This is a genomic window from Niveispirillum sp. GW835-FHT14G11, from assembly GCF_058793615.1.
Genome location: NZ_JBXAFZ010000001.1, coordinates 716,459 through 732,748 on the forward strand (window position 1 = coordinate 716,459; position 16,290 = coordinate 732,748).

The 16,290-nt window shown below is 68.8% G+C and carries 12 protein-coding genes; 3 read left to right on the forward strand and 9 right to left on the reverse strand.

The annotated features are described in order from the left end of the window. Window positions 1-10: 10 nt before the first annotated feature. The 7 genes from AC1Q7F_RS03495 to AC1Q7F_RS03525 all read right to left on the reverse strand — a co-directional run bounded on the left by AC1Q7F_RS03495 (window position 11) and on the right by AC1Q7F_RS03525 (window position 12,969). Window positions 11-2,014 (reverse strand): hypothetical protein, encoded by a 2,004-nt coding sequence (locus AC1Q7F_RS03495; RefSeq protein ID WP_492503835.1) that lies wholly within the window; start codon window positions 2,012-2,014, stop codon window positions 11-13. Further along, window positions 2,014-2,865, reverse strand: a complete 852-nt coding sequence (locus AC1Q7F_RS03500) for a hypothetical protein (RefSeq protein ID WP_492503837.1) — start codon at window positions 2,863-2,865, stop codon at window positions 2,014-2,016. The genes AC1Q7F_RS03495 and AC1Q7F_RS03500 overlap by 1 nt, the downstream gene beginning before the upstream one ends. Further along, window positions 2,862-4,346 (reverse strand): hypothetical protein, encoded by a 1,485-nt coding sequence (locus tag AC1Q7F_RS03505; protein WP_492503839.1) that lies wholly within the window; start codon window positions 4,344-4,346, stop codon window positions 2,862-2,864. The genes AC1Q7F_RS03500 and AC1Q7F_RS03505 overlap by 4 nt, the downstream gene beginning before the upstream one ends. Continuing rightward, window positions 4,343-10,549: a coiled-coil domain-containing protein gene (locus tag AC1Q7F_RS03510; RefSeq protein ID WP_492503841.1), complete on the reverse strand. Its 6,207-nt coding sequence runs from the start codon at window positions 10,547-10,549 to the stop codon at window positions 4,343-4,345. The genes AC1Q7F_RS03505 and AC1Q7F_RS03510 overlap by 4 nt, the downstream gene beginning before the upstream one ends. Next, complete coding sequence (locus AC1Q7F_RS03515) at window positions 10,546-10,848, reverse strand: DUF1799 domain-containing protein (RefSeq protein ID WP_492503843.1); 303 nt, start codon at window positions 10,846-10,848, stop codon at window positions 10,546-10,548. Before AC1Q7F_RS03515 ends, AC1Q7F_RS03510 begins: the two co-directional genes overlap by 4 nt. 92 nt (window positions 10,849-10,940) lie before the next feature. Next, window positions 10,941-11,639 (reverse strand): hypothetical protein, encoded by a 699-nt coding sequence (locus tag AC1Q7F_RS03520; protein WP_492503844.1) that lies wholly within the window; start codon window positions 11,637-11,639, stop codon window positions 10,941-10,943. 382 nt (window positions 11,640-12,021) lie between these two features. Next, window positions 12,022-12,969 carry a phage tail tube protein gene (locus AC1Q7F_RS03525; protein WP_492503846.1) on the reverse strand — a complete coding sequence of 316 codons (948 nt, stop codon included), beginning with the start codon at window positions 12,967-12,969 and terminating at the stop codon, window positions 12,022-12,024. Between the two features lie 538 nt (window positions 12,970-13,507). On the opposite strand from AC1Q7F_RS03525, the gene AC1Q7F_RS03530 reads away from it, so the two are divergent. From AC1Q7F_RS03530 to AC1Q7F_RS03540, 3 genes are read left to right on the forward strand one after another with little or no spacing between them, the layout of a single operon-like run. Further along, entirely contained in the window at window positions 13,508-13,981 is a 474-nt protein-coding gene (locus AC1Q7F_RS03530) for a hypothetical protein (RefSeq protein WP_492503848.1), read from the forward strand. Further along, on the forward strand, window positions 13,971-14,393 hold the full coding sequence (locus AC1Q7F_RS03535) for a helix-turn-helix domain-containing protein (protein ID WP_492503849.1): 423 nt from the start codon (window positions 13,971-13,973) through the stop codon (window positions 14,391-14,393). Before AC1Q7F_RS03530 ends, AC1Q7F_RS03535 begins: the two co-directional genes overlap by 11 nt. Then, window positions 14,386-14,847 (forward strand): hypothetical protein, encoded by a 462-nt coding sequence (locus AC1Q7F_RS03540; RefSeq protein ID WP_492503850.1) that lies wholly within the window; start codon window positions 14,386-14,388, stop codon window positions 14,845-14,847. Before AC1Q7F_RS03535 ends, AC1Q7F_RS03540 begins: the two co-directional genes overlap by 8 nt. Before the next feature lie 3 nt (window positions 14,848-14,850). Here AC1Q7F_RS03540 and AC1Q7F_RS03545 read toward each other — a convergent pair whose 3' ends face one another. Together AC1Q7F_RS03545 and AC1Q7F_RS03550 are read right to left on the reverse strand one after the other, a co-directional pair. Further along, the gene (locus tag AC1Q7F_RS03545) at window positions 14,851-15,312 is read right to left on the reverse strand and encodes a hypothetical protein (RefSeq protein WP_492503851.1); all 462 of its coding nucleotides are present in this window, start codon (window positions 15,310-15,312) and stop codon (window positions 14,851-14,853) included. A 3-nt stretch (window positions 15,313-15,315) separates the two neighbouring features. Then, window positions 15,316-16,035 carry an AAA family ATPase gene (locus AC1Q7F_RS03550; protein ID WP_492503852.1) on the reverse strand — a complete coding sequence of 240 codons (720 nt, stop codon included), beginning with the start codon at window positions 16,033-16,035 and terminating at the stop codon, window positions 15,316-15,318. Window positions 16,036-16,290 lie beyond the last annotated feature (255 nt).

Sequence of the window (16,290 nt, forward strand, 5' to 3'; positions counted from 1 at the left end):
GGGCGGGGCGTCACACGATCCGTTCGACCAGGATGGCGGTGGGTAAGTTGGCGTTGGTGGCGTCGCTGTAGATGAACAGGCCGGTCGTGCTGCTGAGGGCCGCGCCGATCGACCAGTGCTCATGGCTGACATTATTGACGGCGGGGCCGGTCACCGCGCTCAGGTTGCGGGGTGGGCCGGCGGGGCGGAAGGCGTTGTTTTCCCATGTGTTGCCATTGTTGCGGGTGATGTCCCAGGTCAGGTCCTGGATCACCGCCCGGTGCGCGTTGGCGCCAAGATCGAACAGGGTATAGAAGGCGGTGAGCGCCTGGGTGCCCGGCCAGACGATGCAGGCGCCGGGCCGGCCGGAACTGGCCGCCCCGGACCAGCTGGGGCTGAGGATGTAGCGGCCGGTGGCATTGTCGGCCGAATAGCGCAGGCAGGCCCCGATGTCCGACCCGGCGGAGGACATGATCAGCCAGTAATTGCCGACACCCGATGCCAGCCGCGCGCAGATGATGGCGGCGGCGCCCTCGGTGGAGAGCTGCGTGGTCCCGCCATTGGCGAGCGTCATGGCGGCGACATCCATGTCGATCTGCCGATAGGATAATCGTCCGCTGTTGGCGGTATCGGCGAGGAAGATGGCGGCCCAGCTGCTGTTCAGCGCCAGCACGTCATGGCAGCCGAAATTCGCCGAGGTGCCGGGCGTGACCAGGACCGGTGACTGGCTGAGACTGGTGCCGTTGAAGCCGATCAGCCGGGCATGCATGCTGGCATTGCGCCCGATGGCCAGACAATGCGTGCTGCTGCCCGGCACCTTGGACATGCGGATATCGCGCTCCGAACTGGACATGCCCCAGGCCACCGCGGTGCCGGTCGGGGTGCAGGCCCCGGTCGACAGGTCGATGGTGAAGCCGCGGTGGACCGTGTCGGTCAGGGTCGCCCAGCAGGCCACGCCATAGGTATCGGACAGGGCCAGCGCCATGCCGCCCTGCGGGCCGGGGCCCAGCAGCTGTTCGGGCCCCGGCATCACGGTCTGGCCGGCAATGGTCAGGACGCGCACGCAGAGCGTGCCGTCGCGGCTGTAGGACCACAGCGCCTTGTCGGCCCGCGATGTCGGGCTGATCTGGTGGTTGTGCAGGAATGTCGTGTCCAGCACCTGGCGGGGGGAAAAGGCCGTGCCCGAGGGCCGGTCGGCGACCATCAGGCCCCAGGCCCCGGCCGCGCTCGCCTTGTCACGCAGCCAGACCAGGACGGTCTGGCCGGGCTGCACCTCGTCCAGCAGCGCACCCGTGGCGCCGCGGATCTGGAAGGAGAGGCTGGCGCTGCTGTTGGTGATGTTGAAGATCGGCCCGCCCGTATGGGGCATGGTCGTCGCGTCGGGCAGGTACACCGCCCGGCCGGGCAGGGTGGGGGTGATGCTGAGGCTGCGGCCGGTGCGGCTGGACAGGGTGACATCGGCCGACAGGCCGAGGGCGGCATGGCGGTCATAGGGATCGCTGGCGATCACGTCGATGAGCCAGGTGCCGGCGGCGCTGGACCGGTCCAGCAGGCACAGATGCGCGGTGTCGCCGGGGTCCAGGTGGCGCAGGACCGTGCCGGCGGCGTTCTTCACGGTCAGCACCGCGCCGGTGCCGGCAGGGGGCTGGGTATTGGTGATGATGAAGACCGGGCCGCCGGCACTGAGCAGGGTGGTGGCGTCGGGCAGGGTGACGTCGCGGCTGGCGGCACCGGGATTGAGGCCCTGGACGCGCGGCGATGTGCTGGTCAGCGTCAGGGGGCCGGACAGCGTGACCGCCGCCGCCCCGCCGCTGGCCGCCGCCGCCGCGGCCACGGCATTGTCCGCCACCTCATCCGCCACGGTCACCAGATCGTCGACCATCACGGGGTGGGTGGCCACCTGCGGCGCCTTGGGCGGGACCAGGACCAGCCGATGGCCGTCGCCGCCCATGCCGCCGGGGTTGGTGGCGGCGTTCCAGTCGGCGAGGTTATAATGGTTGCCGCGCAGGCGGGCCAGGGCGGGGCTGTCGGTCATCAGAAGGTCTCCCGGAAGAGGCGGGCGCCGGAGGCCCGCCAGTATTCGCCGAATGTCACGCCTTCGGGCTGCACCTGGCGGCACAGCATGGCGCGGTCATAGGTGGTCATGGCGCCCAGGCCCAGCGGGTCGATGTCCAGCCACAGCTCGCCCGTCTCTCCCGCCTCGCGCTGGATGCGGTTCAGGCGGATGCCGTCGGCTTCGGGCAGGCTGGTGAAGGACAGGCGGGTTTCGCGCACCGGCGATCCTTCCACGCCCAGCTCCACATCGCCCTCCGTCACCTCCAGCACCGACACGGTGCGCGGGCTGATGGCGATGGGCCATTCCGGGGGCACCGACGGCTGCCAGACCTGCATGGCGCCGATGAAGCCGATGGATAGCGGCTCGGGATTGGTCTGGTCGTCGAACTCGATCTCGATCCGGTCGGCGCCGATGGTGGCCGGCAGATATTCGAACACCTGGCTGGGATAGCGGCCGTAGAATTCATCCTCCGGCTTGCCGGTGAACAGGCCGAAATCGTACCAGGACAGTTCCGCCGTGCCGGCCACGGCCTGTTTCATGTCGCGCCAGGCGCCGGCATGGCGCAGGGTCGATCCCTCATAGGCCGACCAGCGCATCAGGCCGGTGCGGCTGCCATTATGGCCGGCGATCACCAGCATCTGCACCGGCTGCGGCCGGGTCCAGGTCAGGGTCAGCCTGGTGTTGGCCAGATTATTGGCGGCGGCGATCAGGCGGGTGCCCGTGGGGCGGGTCTTCACCAGCTCGCGGCTGTTGGCCCAGGAACCGCCCGACAGGGTGGCGGACGGCACACGGTTGGAATGGCCGATCAGGATCAGGGGGGAAATGCTCATGGCGACACCCACAGTCGGTAATCGGCCGCGCCACCGCGCGGCCGGGGGATGACGGAAAGGACACGCGCCGCCTTGGGCGTGCGCAGGCCGGGATAATCCAGCGTGACCTGGACGATCGATCCGCGCGGCACCACGTCGCCCAGGGCGCGCAGGTCCAGGAAACGGACCGTGCCGAAGGCGGCGCGGCGGGCGGCCTCTGTCGCCGCGTGGCTGGCGGAGCGCAGCGGCGTTTCCATGAACAGCGGCTGGGCCGAGGGCCGGGCGCCGGCCGGGGCCGACAGGGCGGCGGCGGTCTGGCGCCATTCCTGGCCGGCATAGGCGCGGCGGGTGGCATCGGCCGCCCCCTGCACCTCCTGTGCGCTGTGCACGCGCGGGCAGCGGCCCCAGGCCAGATCGATGCGCGACGGGGCCAGCCCGCCCTGGCTGGGCCAGCCGTTGGACAGGCGGGCCGACCCGCGCACGATGGTCTGGCGGTTGAACTCGGTGACCGGCGTGGCGCCGGCCGGCACAGAAAGCGAGCCCATGTCCAGCTGGCCCGACGCATCTTCCAGCCACCAGGCCAGCGACCGGCTGGCCATGTCGGTCAGGGCCTGGCGGATGGTGGTCTCACCCGTCCAGCACCAGCCGACATCATAGGGCAGCAGCGTCGCCAGGGCGGCCACGGACCCGGGCCGGATGATGGTATCCGGCGCGCGCAGGGCCAGCTTGCGCAGGGCATGCGCCACGGTGCGCGACCCGGCCTCGTCATAATCCACATCCCAGCTATAGGGGAAGGCGGCCAGGGCCGATCCCCCCACCTGCACCAGGCCGGTGGCGGCATCGACGCGGAACTGGCCCGTGGCGGGCGTGCCTGTCACCTTGGCCAAGGCCGACCCGCCCACCCAGCCGGCGCGCACGTCGGACAGCGATGGTGCCAGGCGCCAGGAATGCAGGCCGGAAACCAGGCCCAGATAATCGCCCTCCACCCCGTCCATCACCCCGATACCGAAGGGGATGGGCCGGCCGGTGCGTTCGCTGCCGCCTTCCGCCCCGCCGGTGCCGGCATAGCGGCTGGCCAGCGCCCGGTCGTACCGCGCCTCGCGCCCGCTGATCCGGCCGATCAGCCGGGTCTTCAGGGGCTGGGCCTCGTTGCACAGGCCGTTGACCAGCACGGTCATGGCGGCCGGCGCCTGGCCCGGCGATCCCCGGCGGACCAGCACGGGATGGCCTTCGAACAGGTAATCGTCGGGGAAGCGGGCATTACCGGCCCCGCGCGGCAGGCCGGCGGTAACGACCGTCAGGTCCCCCACCTCCAGCGTGGCGGGGCTGCCCAGCTGGTCACCGCACAGATGCTGGCCCAGGACGGGGCCGGCGGCCAGGTTGGGCAGCCATTGCAGGCCGCCCGTCCGGAACCCGTTGCGCGCCTCGGTGAAGCGCCAGACCTCGATCGCCCCGGTGATGCTGTTCCAGGCGGTCCAGTCGACCAGATGAAAGATGCTCATCGTGCGGTCCTCCGGCGGTCGGCGGCGGTGTCGCGGGCCTGGTTCAGCAGGGATTCCAGCCGGTCGATCATGGCTTCATAGCCACGGCTATCCAGGTCGATCTGCTGGCGATCGGCGACCGTGGACTGGTGCAGCAGCCCTTCCAGCAGCGCCTCCACCCGCTGCGTGCCCAGGGCGGCCTTGTCCGTCATGGATGCGGGCACACGGCCGGTATCATTGATGGCGCGCAGCAGCGGCGCGGTCTCCGCCGTCACGCTGGGCGCCCTGGTGACGAACTCACCCCCGGCCAGGGCGATGAAGCCGCCGTCCTGATAGCGGGCCAGCACGCTGTCCACGCCATACAGGCCGTTGCCGACGATGCCGCCCTGCTGGTACCCGGACAGGCCGATCTGCTGGGCGATGGCGGTCAGGTATTCCAGGCTGCCGTTCACCACCTGGTCGCGGAGCAGGCCGATGGGGCTGCCGTCGGGTCGCTTCCAGGTCAGGACATCCTGGTCGCCCAGCTTCGATGTCATGGCGACATTGGACAGCAGGTCCATGCGCACCTGGGTGACGCTGGGCTTGTTGACATTGGCGGGCTGGCCGGCCGGTGCCGCCGGGACCTGGGCGGCGGGCGGGGCGACCACGGGCGTGGCCTTGGCCTGATCCACCTTGTCCTGGGCGTCGCGGTACTGTTTCAGCGCTTCGGTCACGGTCAGCACGCTGTCATTGACGATGCCCAGGGCCTGAAGCTGGTCCTTGGCCAGGTTCACCTGCTGGGTGGCCAGGTCGGCCTCCCGGTCGGTGGCCTGGGCCACCCCGTCCAGCAACGATGCCGACAGGTCCAGCGCCTCGCCCCAGCGCTCCGTGCCCTCGTACAGCGGCCGCACGGCATCCAGGAAGGCGCGGCGCGCCTCTGGCAGGGCCTGGGCCGCCGCCAGCCGCTCCTGCGCCGTCAGGCTGGCATCATTGGCCAGCGCCGACAGGCGGCGCAGCTCGTCCTCCGCCAGCTTGGCCTGATCTTCCGGGTTCAGGCTGGAATATTGGCTGGACAGCTGGTCGGCCTTCAGCGCGTCGCGCAGCCCCTCGCCGGCTTCCTTCCAGCTGTCGGCCAGATCGCGGGCGGCCTCCATCGCCGCCGCCAGCTTGTCGCGGGCCTGGTCGGCGAAGCCTTGCAGGATGTTCACCCGTTCGGCCGCCAGCGCCCGTTCCAGGGTCAGCAGGTCGGCGCCATGCACCTTGGCCGCTTCCGCCCGGTCGCGGGCCGCCTGCCGGTCGAAGGCGGCCAGGGCCCCTTCGGCCGTGCCGGCCTCGTTGGTGGCGGCGAACAGCCGGTCGGCGAAGCCCTGGTTCACCGCCGCCGCCTGTTCGGCGAACTGCTTCAGGATGGCCTGGCGCTCCAGGCCGATGGCCTTGTCGAAGCTGACCAGATCGGCGCCGGTGGTCCGGGCGATCTCGGCGCGTTCCTGCGCCACCTTGCGGTCGAAGGCGGCCAGCGATCCGGCCAGGGTGGAGGTATCGGTGCCGGCCGCGAACAGCCGGTCCTGGATGGACAGGTTCAGGGCCTTGGTGCGGTCGATCACGGCCTGCACGGCCTGGGTCATCTCGCCAGCCAGCACCTGTTGCAGCTGTACCAGCTGTTCGTAGGTGTAGCCGGCCGCCTGGGCCGCCGCGAACTCGGCATTCTGCCGGCGTTCCAGCAGCAGGATTTCCGCATTGTCATTGCCGGCCACCGACAGGGCGAAGGAACGGTCGGCCAGGCCGCGCGAGATTTCCGCCTGCCGGTCGGCGAATTCCTTTTCGATCTTCAGCCGCTCGGCCGCCGTGGCCTTGTCGAAGCTGATCAGGTCGGCGCCGGCGGTCTTGGCGAGTTCCGTGCGTTCCTGGGCCGTCTTGCGGTCGAAGGTGGCCAGCGCACCTGTCAGGGTGGAGGCGTCGGTGGTGGCCGCGAACAGCCGGTCCTGGATCGACAGGTTCAGGGCGTCGGTCTGTTCCAGCACGGCATTCACCGCCTGGGTCATCTCGCCCGCCAGCACGCTGGCCAGCTTGGTCAGCTGTTCATGGGTGTAGCCGGCCGCCTGAGCCGCTTCGAACTCGGCATTCTGCCGGCGCTCCAGCAGCTTGATCTCCCCATCGCCATTGCCGGCCACGGACAGGGCGAAGGCCCGGTCGTCCAGCCCGCGGGAGATTTCCGCCTGACGGTCGGCGAACTCCTTCTCGATCTTCAGCCGTTCGGCGTTCGTGGCCTTGTCGAAATCGACCAGGTTGGCGCCTGCCGTCTTGGCGATCTCGGCCCGTTCCTGCCCGACCTTGCGGTCGAAGGCGGCCAGCGATCCGGCCAGGGTGGAGGTGTCGGTGGTGGCCGCGAACAGCCGGTCCTGGATGGACAGGTTGGTGGCGGCCAGCCGGTCGGCGAATTCCTTCTGGATGCGCAGCCGTTCCGCATTCGTGGCCCTGTCGAAGCCGGCCAGATCGGCACCGGCCTGCTTGGCGATCTCCGCCCGCTCGGCGCTGGCCTGCCGGTCGAAGGCGGCCAGGGCGCCGGCCTCGGTACTGGTGTCGTTGGTGGCCGCGAATTCGCGATCCTTGAAGGACTGGTTCAGCTTGGCGATCTCGCCCGTGGTGTCGATCAGCCCGCCCATGGCCCGGCGCGCGGTTTCGGCCGCCTCGGGGAACCTGGTGGCGAATGTGTCGATCACTTCCTGCAACTGGTCCTTGTCCAGATTGCCATTGCCCAGCATCTGGGACAGCTGTGCGGCCACGGTCTGGTCCACGAGGGCGGGATCGGCGCCCACGGCCAGGGCATCGCGGCGCCCCTGGTCCAGGGCCGTCTTCAGGTCGCCCACCTGGTTCAGATGGCCACGTCCCGTCGCCTCGTTCAGGGCGCGGTCCTGGCTGTCGGTGAAATCCTGCTTCAGCTTGCCCTGGGCCTTGGCCAGGCCGGTGGCGATGGCGGTCTGCGCCTCCTCCGCCGTATAGCCCACCTCCTCCAGCAGCGGCTTGTACGCCTCGAACTGCGCCTTCACCGCCACCATGGCGGTCTCCAGCCGGGTCATGGGCGGGGTCGCCTCGCCGATACCGACCAGCCCCTCCACGTATTTCTTCAGGGCCGCGTCGGCGGTGGCCAGCGCCTCGGGGAACAGGCGGGCCGTGGTGTCGTGGAAATTGCGCACGGCTTCCGTCTGGGCCAGCACCTCCTGCTTGGCAGCCACGGCCACCTGGTTCTGCAGGCCATAGCCCTGGGACAGCGCGGCCATGCTGTCCTTGAAATCGCGGACGAAATTCAGGTCGGACGTGGCTTTCTCCAGATCGGAGAAGTCGATGCGGCCGAGCGCGTTGGAAATCTCCTGCGGCAGGTCGGTCTGGCGCAGGCCTTCCACCAGCTGCCCGGTGACGAAGGCCACCAGCTTCTTGGCCCCGGCCTCGTCATCGCTGAAATTGGTGCGCGCCGTGCTGTTCAGCCCCGTGGCGAACAGCCCGTCGCGATCGCCCGCCCCCACGGCCAGCGTGCCGGTGATCTGGCGGCCGAAGGCCTGTTCCAGCTTGTTCTTGATATCCAGCACCTGCTTGGCCATGGATGCTGCCTGGTCGCGGTTCTCCTGGCTGAACTTGGAACCGGTGAAGCCGCCGATGGCGACATTGTCGTTGCCCAGGTTGATGACGGCATTGCCTTCCTTGTCGGACGGCTTCTTGCCGAACAGCGACCCGATGGCCCCGCCCAGCAGCGACCCGATGACCGACCCGCCGGGGATGGGCAGGAAGCTGCCGGCGATGCCGCCGATGGCGCCCCCGATGGCCCCGCCCTTGGTGTTGCCCTTGCCGATGCCCAGCGCCCCCAGCAGCCCCGCCGCCGTGGCGCCCAGGCCGATCCCGGCCAGCCCGCCGGTGACGCCCGTGGCCAGGTCGGCGGACCCCAGGAAGGTGCCGCCGGCCCCCAGCAGGCCGTCAGGGCCGCCGGCCGTGCCGAACAGCTTGGCGCCCAGCTTGGTGAAGCCTTCCTCGAACCCGTCCAGGATGCCCGACAGGCCGGACAGCATGTCGCCTTGGGCGGCCTGCGCGCCCGGCGTGCCGGCCACGCCCGTGGCCGCCTGCTGTGCCGCACCCGCGGCCCCACCCAGCAGCCCGGCCGCCCCGCCCAGCACGCCCGTGACGATGGGCAGGGCGATCTTGTTCTTCAGCGCCTCGACGGCGATCTGCTTGAACAGGCCCTTGAACCAGTTCTTGATACTGTCGCCCTTGCCGGTGATCTGGTTGAACATGGCGTCGGCCCAGCCGCCGGCGATGGTGTCGGCCTGCTTCTTGACCTCTTCGGCCTGGGCCTGGGCGGCCTTCTTGGTCTCTTCCAGCTTATTCTTGGCGGCCTTCTCGGTGGCATCCTTGGACGCGCCCTCGGCCTCCGTCTTGATCATGTCGGCGCGGTCGTCGAAGGTCTTGTTGATGCGCGCCACGGCGCCGGGGTCGTTCTCCTTGCCCTTCAGGGCGATCGAGCGCTCCAGCTCCAGGTTCAGAAGCTTGCGTTCCTTGGTGATCCGGATGATTTCGGCACGCGCTTCGGCCGTGCCCTCGCGTTCCAGGGCCGCGATCCTGGCCGCTTCCTGCATCTCCGCGGTCTGGCGTTCCAGGGCCGTGACTTCGGCCAAGCGCTGTTCGGTCTGTTCCTTCACCGCATCGGCGCCGGACCGGGCCTCGTTCTCGATGGCCTGGCGGCTTTCGGCGTAGCGGGCGGTGATCTCCGCGCGGGCCGTTGCATCGGCCTGATGCAGCTCGGCATTTTCCTGAAGCGCCAGCTTCTCCAGCTTGCGCGCCTTGGTCAGTTCGATGACCTTCAGCCGCGCCGCATCGGTACCCTCGGCCTCCAGCTTGGAGAGGGCGGCCATATGGGCCGTGGCGTCGGCATGGAAGTTGGACATCTTGATCGCGTCGGCATCGGCGACGGCCTTGCGCCTGGCGGCGGCGGCGATCTCGTCCTCGGCCTTTCGCAGGCCGTCATTGGCGCGCGTGCGCAATTCCGCCGCCGTCTGCGCGGCCAGCGACATTTGCGCGCCGTCGCCCGACGCCTTGGCCTGTTTCTCCAGCGCGTCGGCCACCTTCTCCAGGGCGGCCGCCTGCGCGACGGCGGCGGTGCGGATCGGGTCCTGGGTCTGGCCGTAGGCGTCCAGTGCCTCGGTCGCGTCATTCCACGCGCTCGTCTGCTTCAGCGCGGCCTCACCCGTCATGGCGCCGTTCAGCAGGTTGAGTTTTTCATAGGCGCCGCCGACCTTCTCGCGCGTCTCGGCGGCTTCGTTGCCGATAGTGCTCATTTTCTTGGACTGGCCATCGATGGTCACGACGGCATCCAGCACCTCCTTGGCCTTGCCGCCGGCCCTGGACAGGGCCGCGTAAAGCGCCTCGACATCGCCATCCTTCTGGAACTGGCGGAACGCGGTCAGGCCGGCATCCGGTGGCGGCTGGTGACGGGAATTCAACGCGCCGCCATAGACCTTCGCGAACAGGGCCTCGATGGCCTGCTTCTGCGCGGCCAGTTCCTGTTCCCCGGTGGCGATGACGTCGGTCAGGCCGCCCTTCATCAGGGTCCGGCGGGCTTCCGTCGCGGCGGCGATGCGGTTCATGAACTGGTCGATGCCGTCGCCGGCGCGGCCCAGCGTGGGCTCCATGGCGCGCAGGGCCTCGTCCATGCTCTTGAAGGCGCGGGTATTCTCCTGGCTGCCCTTGATCAGTTCATAGAGCCCGACCCCCAGTGCTGCGACGGCGGTGGCGATGGCCAGGATCGGCAATGCGGCCTGGGCCACGGCCAGGACGCGCGTTGCGGTGGTGGCGGCGGTGGTGGCGGCCGTCGTCGCCTGCAACGGGGCGACCAGCCCGCCCAGCGCGCCGGCGCCCTTGCCCACGGCTTTCAGGGCGTTTTCCATATCGGCCAGGATGCCGACGACGTCCGCCCCCCCTGACAGGATGGACTCGAAGACCGAGTCACCCTCGCCCAGCGTGGCCAGGCGGTTGTTCAGCGTCTCCACGCCGGCATTCAGTTCCGCCAGACCGGCGGCGCTGTCGCGCGCGGCCTGGGTGCAGGCCTGGATACCGCCGCTGGCGGCAGCCATGGCCTGGATCTGCTGCGCCACGCCCTGGGCGGTGACGCCCAGGGCCTTCAGGGCGGCATCCGTGCCCTGGATGCTCGTCAGGGCGCCGGAGACATCCACCTGGATAGTAATATTGTTGGGACCGCTCATCGGTTCAGCTCCTCCTTGGCCGCGGCCTCCATGACGCGCAGGCCCCACCAGAGATCGGGACTGGCGGGGATTTCCATCCCCGCCAACCCGGCGGCCGCACCTGCATAGTCCAGGCCCAGCCACGCGACGCCGCCCCCCATTCCACCCAGGGCGGCGACACGCCATTGCGTGGCGACCACGCGCCACGCCATGACGATTTCCCAGCAATCGGGGCGGACAGGGCAGATGTCCGCGGCCATTGCCGCCGGAGCGGCCGTCCGGAGATCGTCGGCGAACCGCGCCGCCACATCCGGCGGCATGCCCGACCGGGTCAGGTCGGCCAGCAGTTCGTCATCGACCCGGGGGGCGGCGACGCCATGGCGCCGCCGGCCCCAGAACCGGGCGGCCTCACTCAGTTTTTTTCGCGCCTCGCCTGCACCGCCACACCATCCAGGCCGCGCTGATAGGCCACCAGGATGGCGTTGGTGATGGCCGGATCGTCCAGGGCGACGGATTTCGCCTGTTCCCACGGCACCGGCTTGCCGTCGGGCGTCTGGAAGCCCTGGACATCGATGGTGGCGTCGCCCGCCAGGTCGCGGCTGCTGACCGCCGCCGACAGGCCCAGCTCCTTGAACGTGCCCATCAGGCGGTGGGTCACGGTGCGGCCGGGACGGCCGGCATCGGGCAGCTCCACCTCGATGGGGAAGCGGAAACTGTTGGTCTGGTCAAGGACATAGCCTTCCTTGACGGCGGCCGGCTTGCCCGGCTCCACCCCGGCGACCGATGCCATGTAGGCCTTGTCGAGCGCCGCCACCAGGCGGGCATCGTCCAGCACCTGGTCCAGCACGCCCTCGTCAAAGCCGATCTCGTCGCCGCTGCGGTCGGTCAGGCCGGACAGGTCCTTCAAGGTCAGGCGCAGCCGCTCGCGCCGCTGGTCGCGCTGACGTCCGGCGCGGGCCAGACCGGTCAGCAGCTCCTCCTCCTCCGAATTGGGCAGCGGCTGGAACCGCGCCAGCAGGCGGCGGGTCTCGAACTGGCCGGGGATCGACGGGTTGGGAACCGGCACATGCACCGGCCATTCGTAATGACGGGGGGCAAGGATCAGGCCCATGGGGAAAACCTCTCGCGGAATGGATGGGTCGGAATGGATGGGGTGACGTGGGTGAAAAACTTCTCACCTCCCTCCCCGCCTCTTCTCTCGCCTTCCCGGCGAAAGCCGGGACCCAGGGGCCAAAGGCACCCCCGCCCTCCACGCGATATCGGGAGCAGGCGGCGATGTCGGGCTTGTGAACCTGGGCCCCGGCTTGTCGCCGGGGAGGCGATGAGAGGGTGAGGGAAGAGAGAGAAAGCCGGGGGAAACCGGGGCTAGCCGCCCCGGTCCCCCTCAGCCACAAATCAGGCCGGCGACTGCCGGCCCGCGCCACGTGGCGCGTAAGCCAAGGGCGCGGATGCGCCCGCCCGGCGCCTGAGGGAACAAATCAGACGGGCACACATCAAACCGGCGCCGTACCGGACCACAACTTGAAGGCCGCACCGCCGGCCGCGGGCCGCGTGAAGCGCACCGGGACGGAGAAGGCGACATTGCCGTTCAGGTCCTGGTGGCTGACGCGGCCCACCTGCACCGCATCGGCCGTGAAGCCGACCTGGGTGCCGGCGGCGGTGTAATGCACCAGCTGGAACGCGACCTTGGCATCCAGCATGGCCTCGATATTCAACGTGCCCAGCGCCGGGGCCAGGAAGGTCAGGGTGCCGGTGGGGTTGAACGTATTGACCTCCGCCCCGGAATAGTTCGGGCGGTTGGAGAAGGTGGCGGCGTTGCCCAGGTCGATCTCCAGGCTTTCGAACGCGATATCCACACCGCCCAGCTTCACGATCGGCGTATATTCGTCGCTGATCACCGAGGGCGCGCGGTAGGTGGAATAGTTCGGCACCTCCGGCGGGGCGCTGGCCGCCGACGGGGCGGCATAGGCGCCCTTGCCCTGCACCGACAGGATCGGCACCTGGCCGTTGGGCAGGCGGATGGAACCCCCACCCATCAGGCCGGCCAGCACGCGCAGTTCCCCGTCACGATAGAAACGGCAGGTGAAGCTCTCCTGGCCGGTCAGGGTGGGGGTATATTCCACGCGGGTGGTGGCGACGATGGTCTCGTCCAGGCTCATCAGCCGGGCGGCCGTGCCCCAGTGCGGGGAAACGGCGGCAGCCGTGGGCGGGCACAGCGGCACCTCGAACGCCACCGACTGGTGCAGGTTGGTGGTATAGGCCTCGCGCGCGGCGGCCTGGCGGCCATCCAGGGCCAGCTCCACCTCGCCGCCATCCATGGGCGTGATGGCGCCGTTCATGGTGATCAGCGCATCGGTGGCGGCCAGCGTGGCGGCGGTGCCCTTGGTGGTTTCGGCGGTCAGGAACACGACCTTCGTGTCCCACTTGTAAGGAACGGCCATGGATCAGCTCTCCTCAGCTTGGCGTCCCCGGCACGACGGGCGCGGGGCTTGGGGTTGGGGTAGGGGGGCTCTGGTGCAGGGCGACCGGGGACGGGTCCGCCCCCGGCCAACCGGCCTGGAACGGGCCCTGCGTGGCCTGCAGCAGCGTCCGCCGGCCCCGTTCATCCACCCGATATCGGGCCATAGGAACAATCTCCTCAACTGGCAGTCCGGGTCCGGTCCGGGCGTCTCGTCCGGTGGATGGAAGGTGCCAGGAAGACAGCCGGTTCGCTCCCCCGACGGGCGCGGGGATTTTTTAGGTTTAAATTCCGTCCGGCGTGGGATCGAAGCGGGGGAAGGGGGGATCAAGGGGGGTGGGGGAGGGGCTTCCGGCTATCGACCGATGCGTGTGTTTCTGATAGGTAATCAGCGCTATCTGGTATTGATCCGACGTCGCCCGCACAGGGGAAAGATGACGCTCCACCGGACAGGAAATCAGCGCATGGCCGCCGGCGCCGGTGCCGGCATGGCTGAGAACCGGTGGGAGGCGTTGACTTAAATGGCAACACTTGCCATGTTGGAAAGGCAGAACGTTCTGCACCCCTACGAACCGGAGCTGGAACGGGACGAGCAGGTAGAGCGTTTGCTCTACTGCACGGGCGGCTTTCTAACTTGGTTTTCGGATGTGCTGCCGACGCTGGGGAAGGATCGCGGCTCTCTAACGCCCGAGGAACAGGTGGATCGGCTGTTCTGGGAATTCGTGACGGGCAAGCCGATTGTTTATGGTCAGGGAGCCAGGAATCTGGAGCCACAGGTCCATGCCGTATGGGAGTTGAAGACCATCGACGTGCGGATTTTCGGATGGTTTGCCGCCAAAAGCACCTTCATCGCTGTGAACGGCGCCCTGCGGTCCACGCTGGTTCCAGCGTCCAGATACACACCCTATATCGAGGAGGCGAAGAATGTCCGGAACAGCCTTGACCTTGACGAACCGAAATTCCTCGCCGGTGGAGCCTTGAGAGATGTCCTTTAAGTCGAAGATCGACAAGCGCCGCCAGACCTATGTCCGGATGCTGGGCGAGATCGCCCACGCCCTGAATCAGGCGCTGGACGAGGAGCATGAGCGCCGCGGCCTGACCCAGGCCGACATCGCCCGCACCCTGGGCAAGCAGAAATCCTTCGTGTCCCGCAAACTGTCCGGCGACACCAACATGACGCTGGAGACCCTGGCCGACCTGGCCTATGCGCTGGACCGTCCCGTGCGCGTGTCGCTGCCGTCGCGGCAGCCGGCGGAGGGGGGGAATTATTGGCGGCGGATCAGGATTGGGGCGGGGGAAGGGCGCGTCACGCCATTGGATGCCAGTGAACAGCCGATAGTTGGCCATGCGTTCAGCCATCGTCCCTTCTGGAGCGTCAATCCAGTGAAGGTTCCTGAACATGCGTGAGGGATTTGCCGTCCATGCAGTCTTCTGTGACGATATTCGTACTGAACAGGACGAACGGCCCACACTTGTGGGAATTCACATGCAAGGGGTGAAGGTGAATGGTACTGCGCCTTCCGCTCTGCCCCAAATATTCCTGGGTGTTTGGGTCACCTATCCGACAACACCTGCTCCGGAAACGATCAGGATCGTGGCCAAGGGTGACACATTGGAAAATGACCCCTTTGACGTCACGCTTCACCCCCGACAGGAAGCCGAAAGCCGAGGCCCGGCTAGTACCGATATGGCAGTCGAGTTCATCACCAACCGCTGGGCGCCGGCGTTCTTTAAGGCAAACGGCACACTGACCGTCGATGTATTTGTCGAAGGGGTCGAGATTTTCTCTATGGGTTGGCCGGTGATCATCGCCCAATCCACTAACCCGTTGGTTCCCCCGGCGATAAAGCTCCCCACCTGACCCTCACCGCCCCCACTCAAACAACGGCAGCGGCGCCACCGCCTTCTTGCCCTTGCCCCGCCGCACCCCCGTCACCCGCACGCCCTTCAGGTACCGCTCGATGGTCTTGGGATCGCGGTAAAGCTTGCGGGCGATATCCCTGACCGACCAGCCCTTGATGCGCAGCGCGCGGGCGTCCAGCAGGGCCAGATAGTCCGACGCTGCCGGCCAGTGCAGGTCCAGCGCCCCATAGTCGGCGCGCAATGCCGCCACGCCGCGCCGACCCAATATCCGCACCATCTCATGGTCCGGCCCCGGATGGGCGGGGAAGCGGGCGTCCGTGCCCCCGTACCGGCGGATGAAGGCCAGGGTGCGCGCCAGCCCCACCATCCGCAGCAGCGGTTCATAGCTTTCCGGCAGCACGGGCAGGCTGTCGCGCCGGCGCAGCCGCTCCTGCTCCTTCAGGGAAAGGTCGGCCCCCGCCATTTCTCACCGCCCCGGCCGCACGGCGCGGCCCCCGGTCAGCGGCGCGGCCTTGGCCATGGCCTCGGTCACCAGCGGCTTGTCGCCCTGGCGGCGGCCGATGGCCTCGATCATGGCGACGGCATCCAGGATCTCGCGCAGATGGCCGCCGGTGCGGGCCAGCACCACCTCGGCCACGCCGTCGCCCACCGGCACCTCGCACAGGTCGGCCAGGATGCCGGCCACGAAATCGCGGTCCTGGGCGCGGGTGCGCACCACCTGGCTGATGCGGCTATAGACCTGGGGGAAGCGTTTCAGGCGGCGCTCCGCCTCCTCCATCCCCACCACGATGATGCCGGCCCCGGTCACGTCCGACAGGTCGCGCAAGCTCTCCAGCGTGTCGCGCCGGCCCAGCACATGGTCGATCTCATCCACCACCAGCGGCCGGGCCGATGTGGCCAGCGCGCGGGCCGCCAGCTCGAAATTGGCGGCATTGCCGCGCTCGGGCACCTGGCCCAGCCCCGCCGCCAGCTCGGCCAGCAGCGAGGCCGGGGTCCAGTGCGCCTTGGCGCGCAGATACACGCCCCCCTCATCGGCGGCGTAATGGCGGGCCAGCGCGGTCTTGCCATGCCCCGCCGGCCCGCACAGCAACAGCCAGGACGCCTCCCGCGCCCCCCGCCGGGCCAGGGCTCGCACGGCCTCGTCAAAGGCGATGGAATTGGATGTGGTGGCAAAGACGGGCTTCATAAGCCGCTCCTGCATGGGTGGATGTTGTGGGGTGTTCAGGGGGGCAGGGGTGGCATCTCGCTGCCCCCCGCCCCCGCCTTTTTCGCGTTCCTCTTCCATCGCTCCTCGCCTCCCGCTTTTTTTCGCCTTCCCGGCGAAGGCCGGGACCCAGGATCACAAGCCCGACCCCTCAACCTGCTCCCAGCGACGTGGCGGAAAGGGTTGATCCTGGGGCCCCTGGGTCCCGGCCTGCGCCGGGAAGGCGAAAAAAAAGCG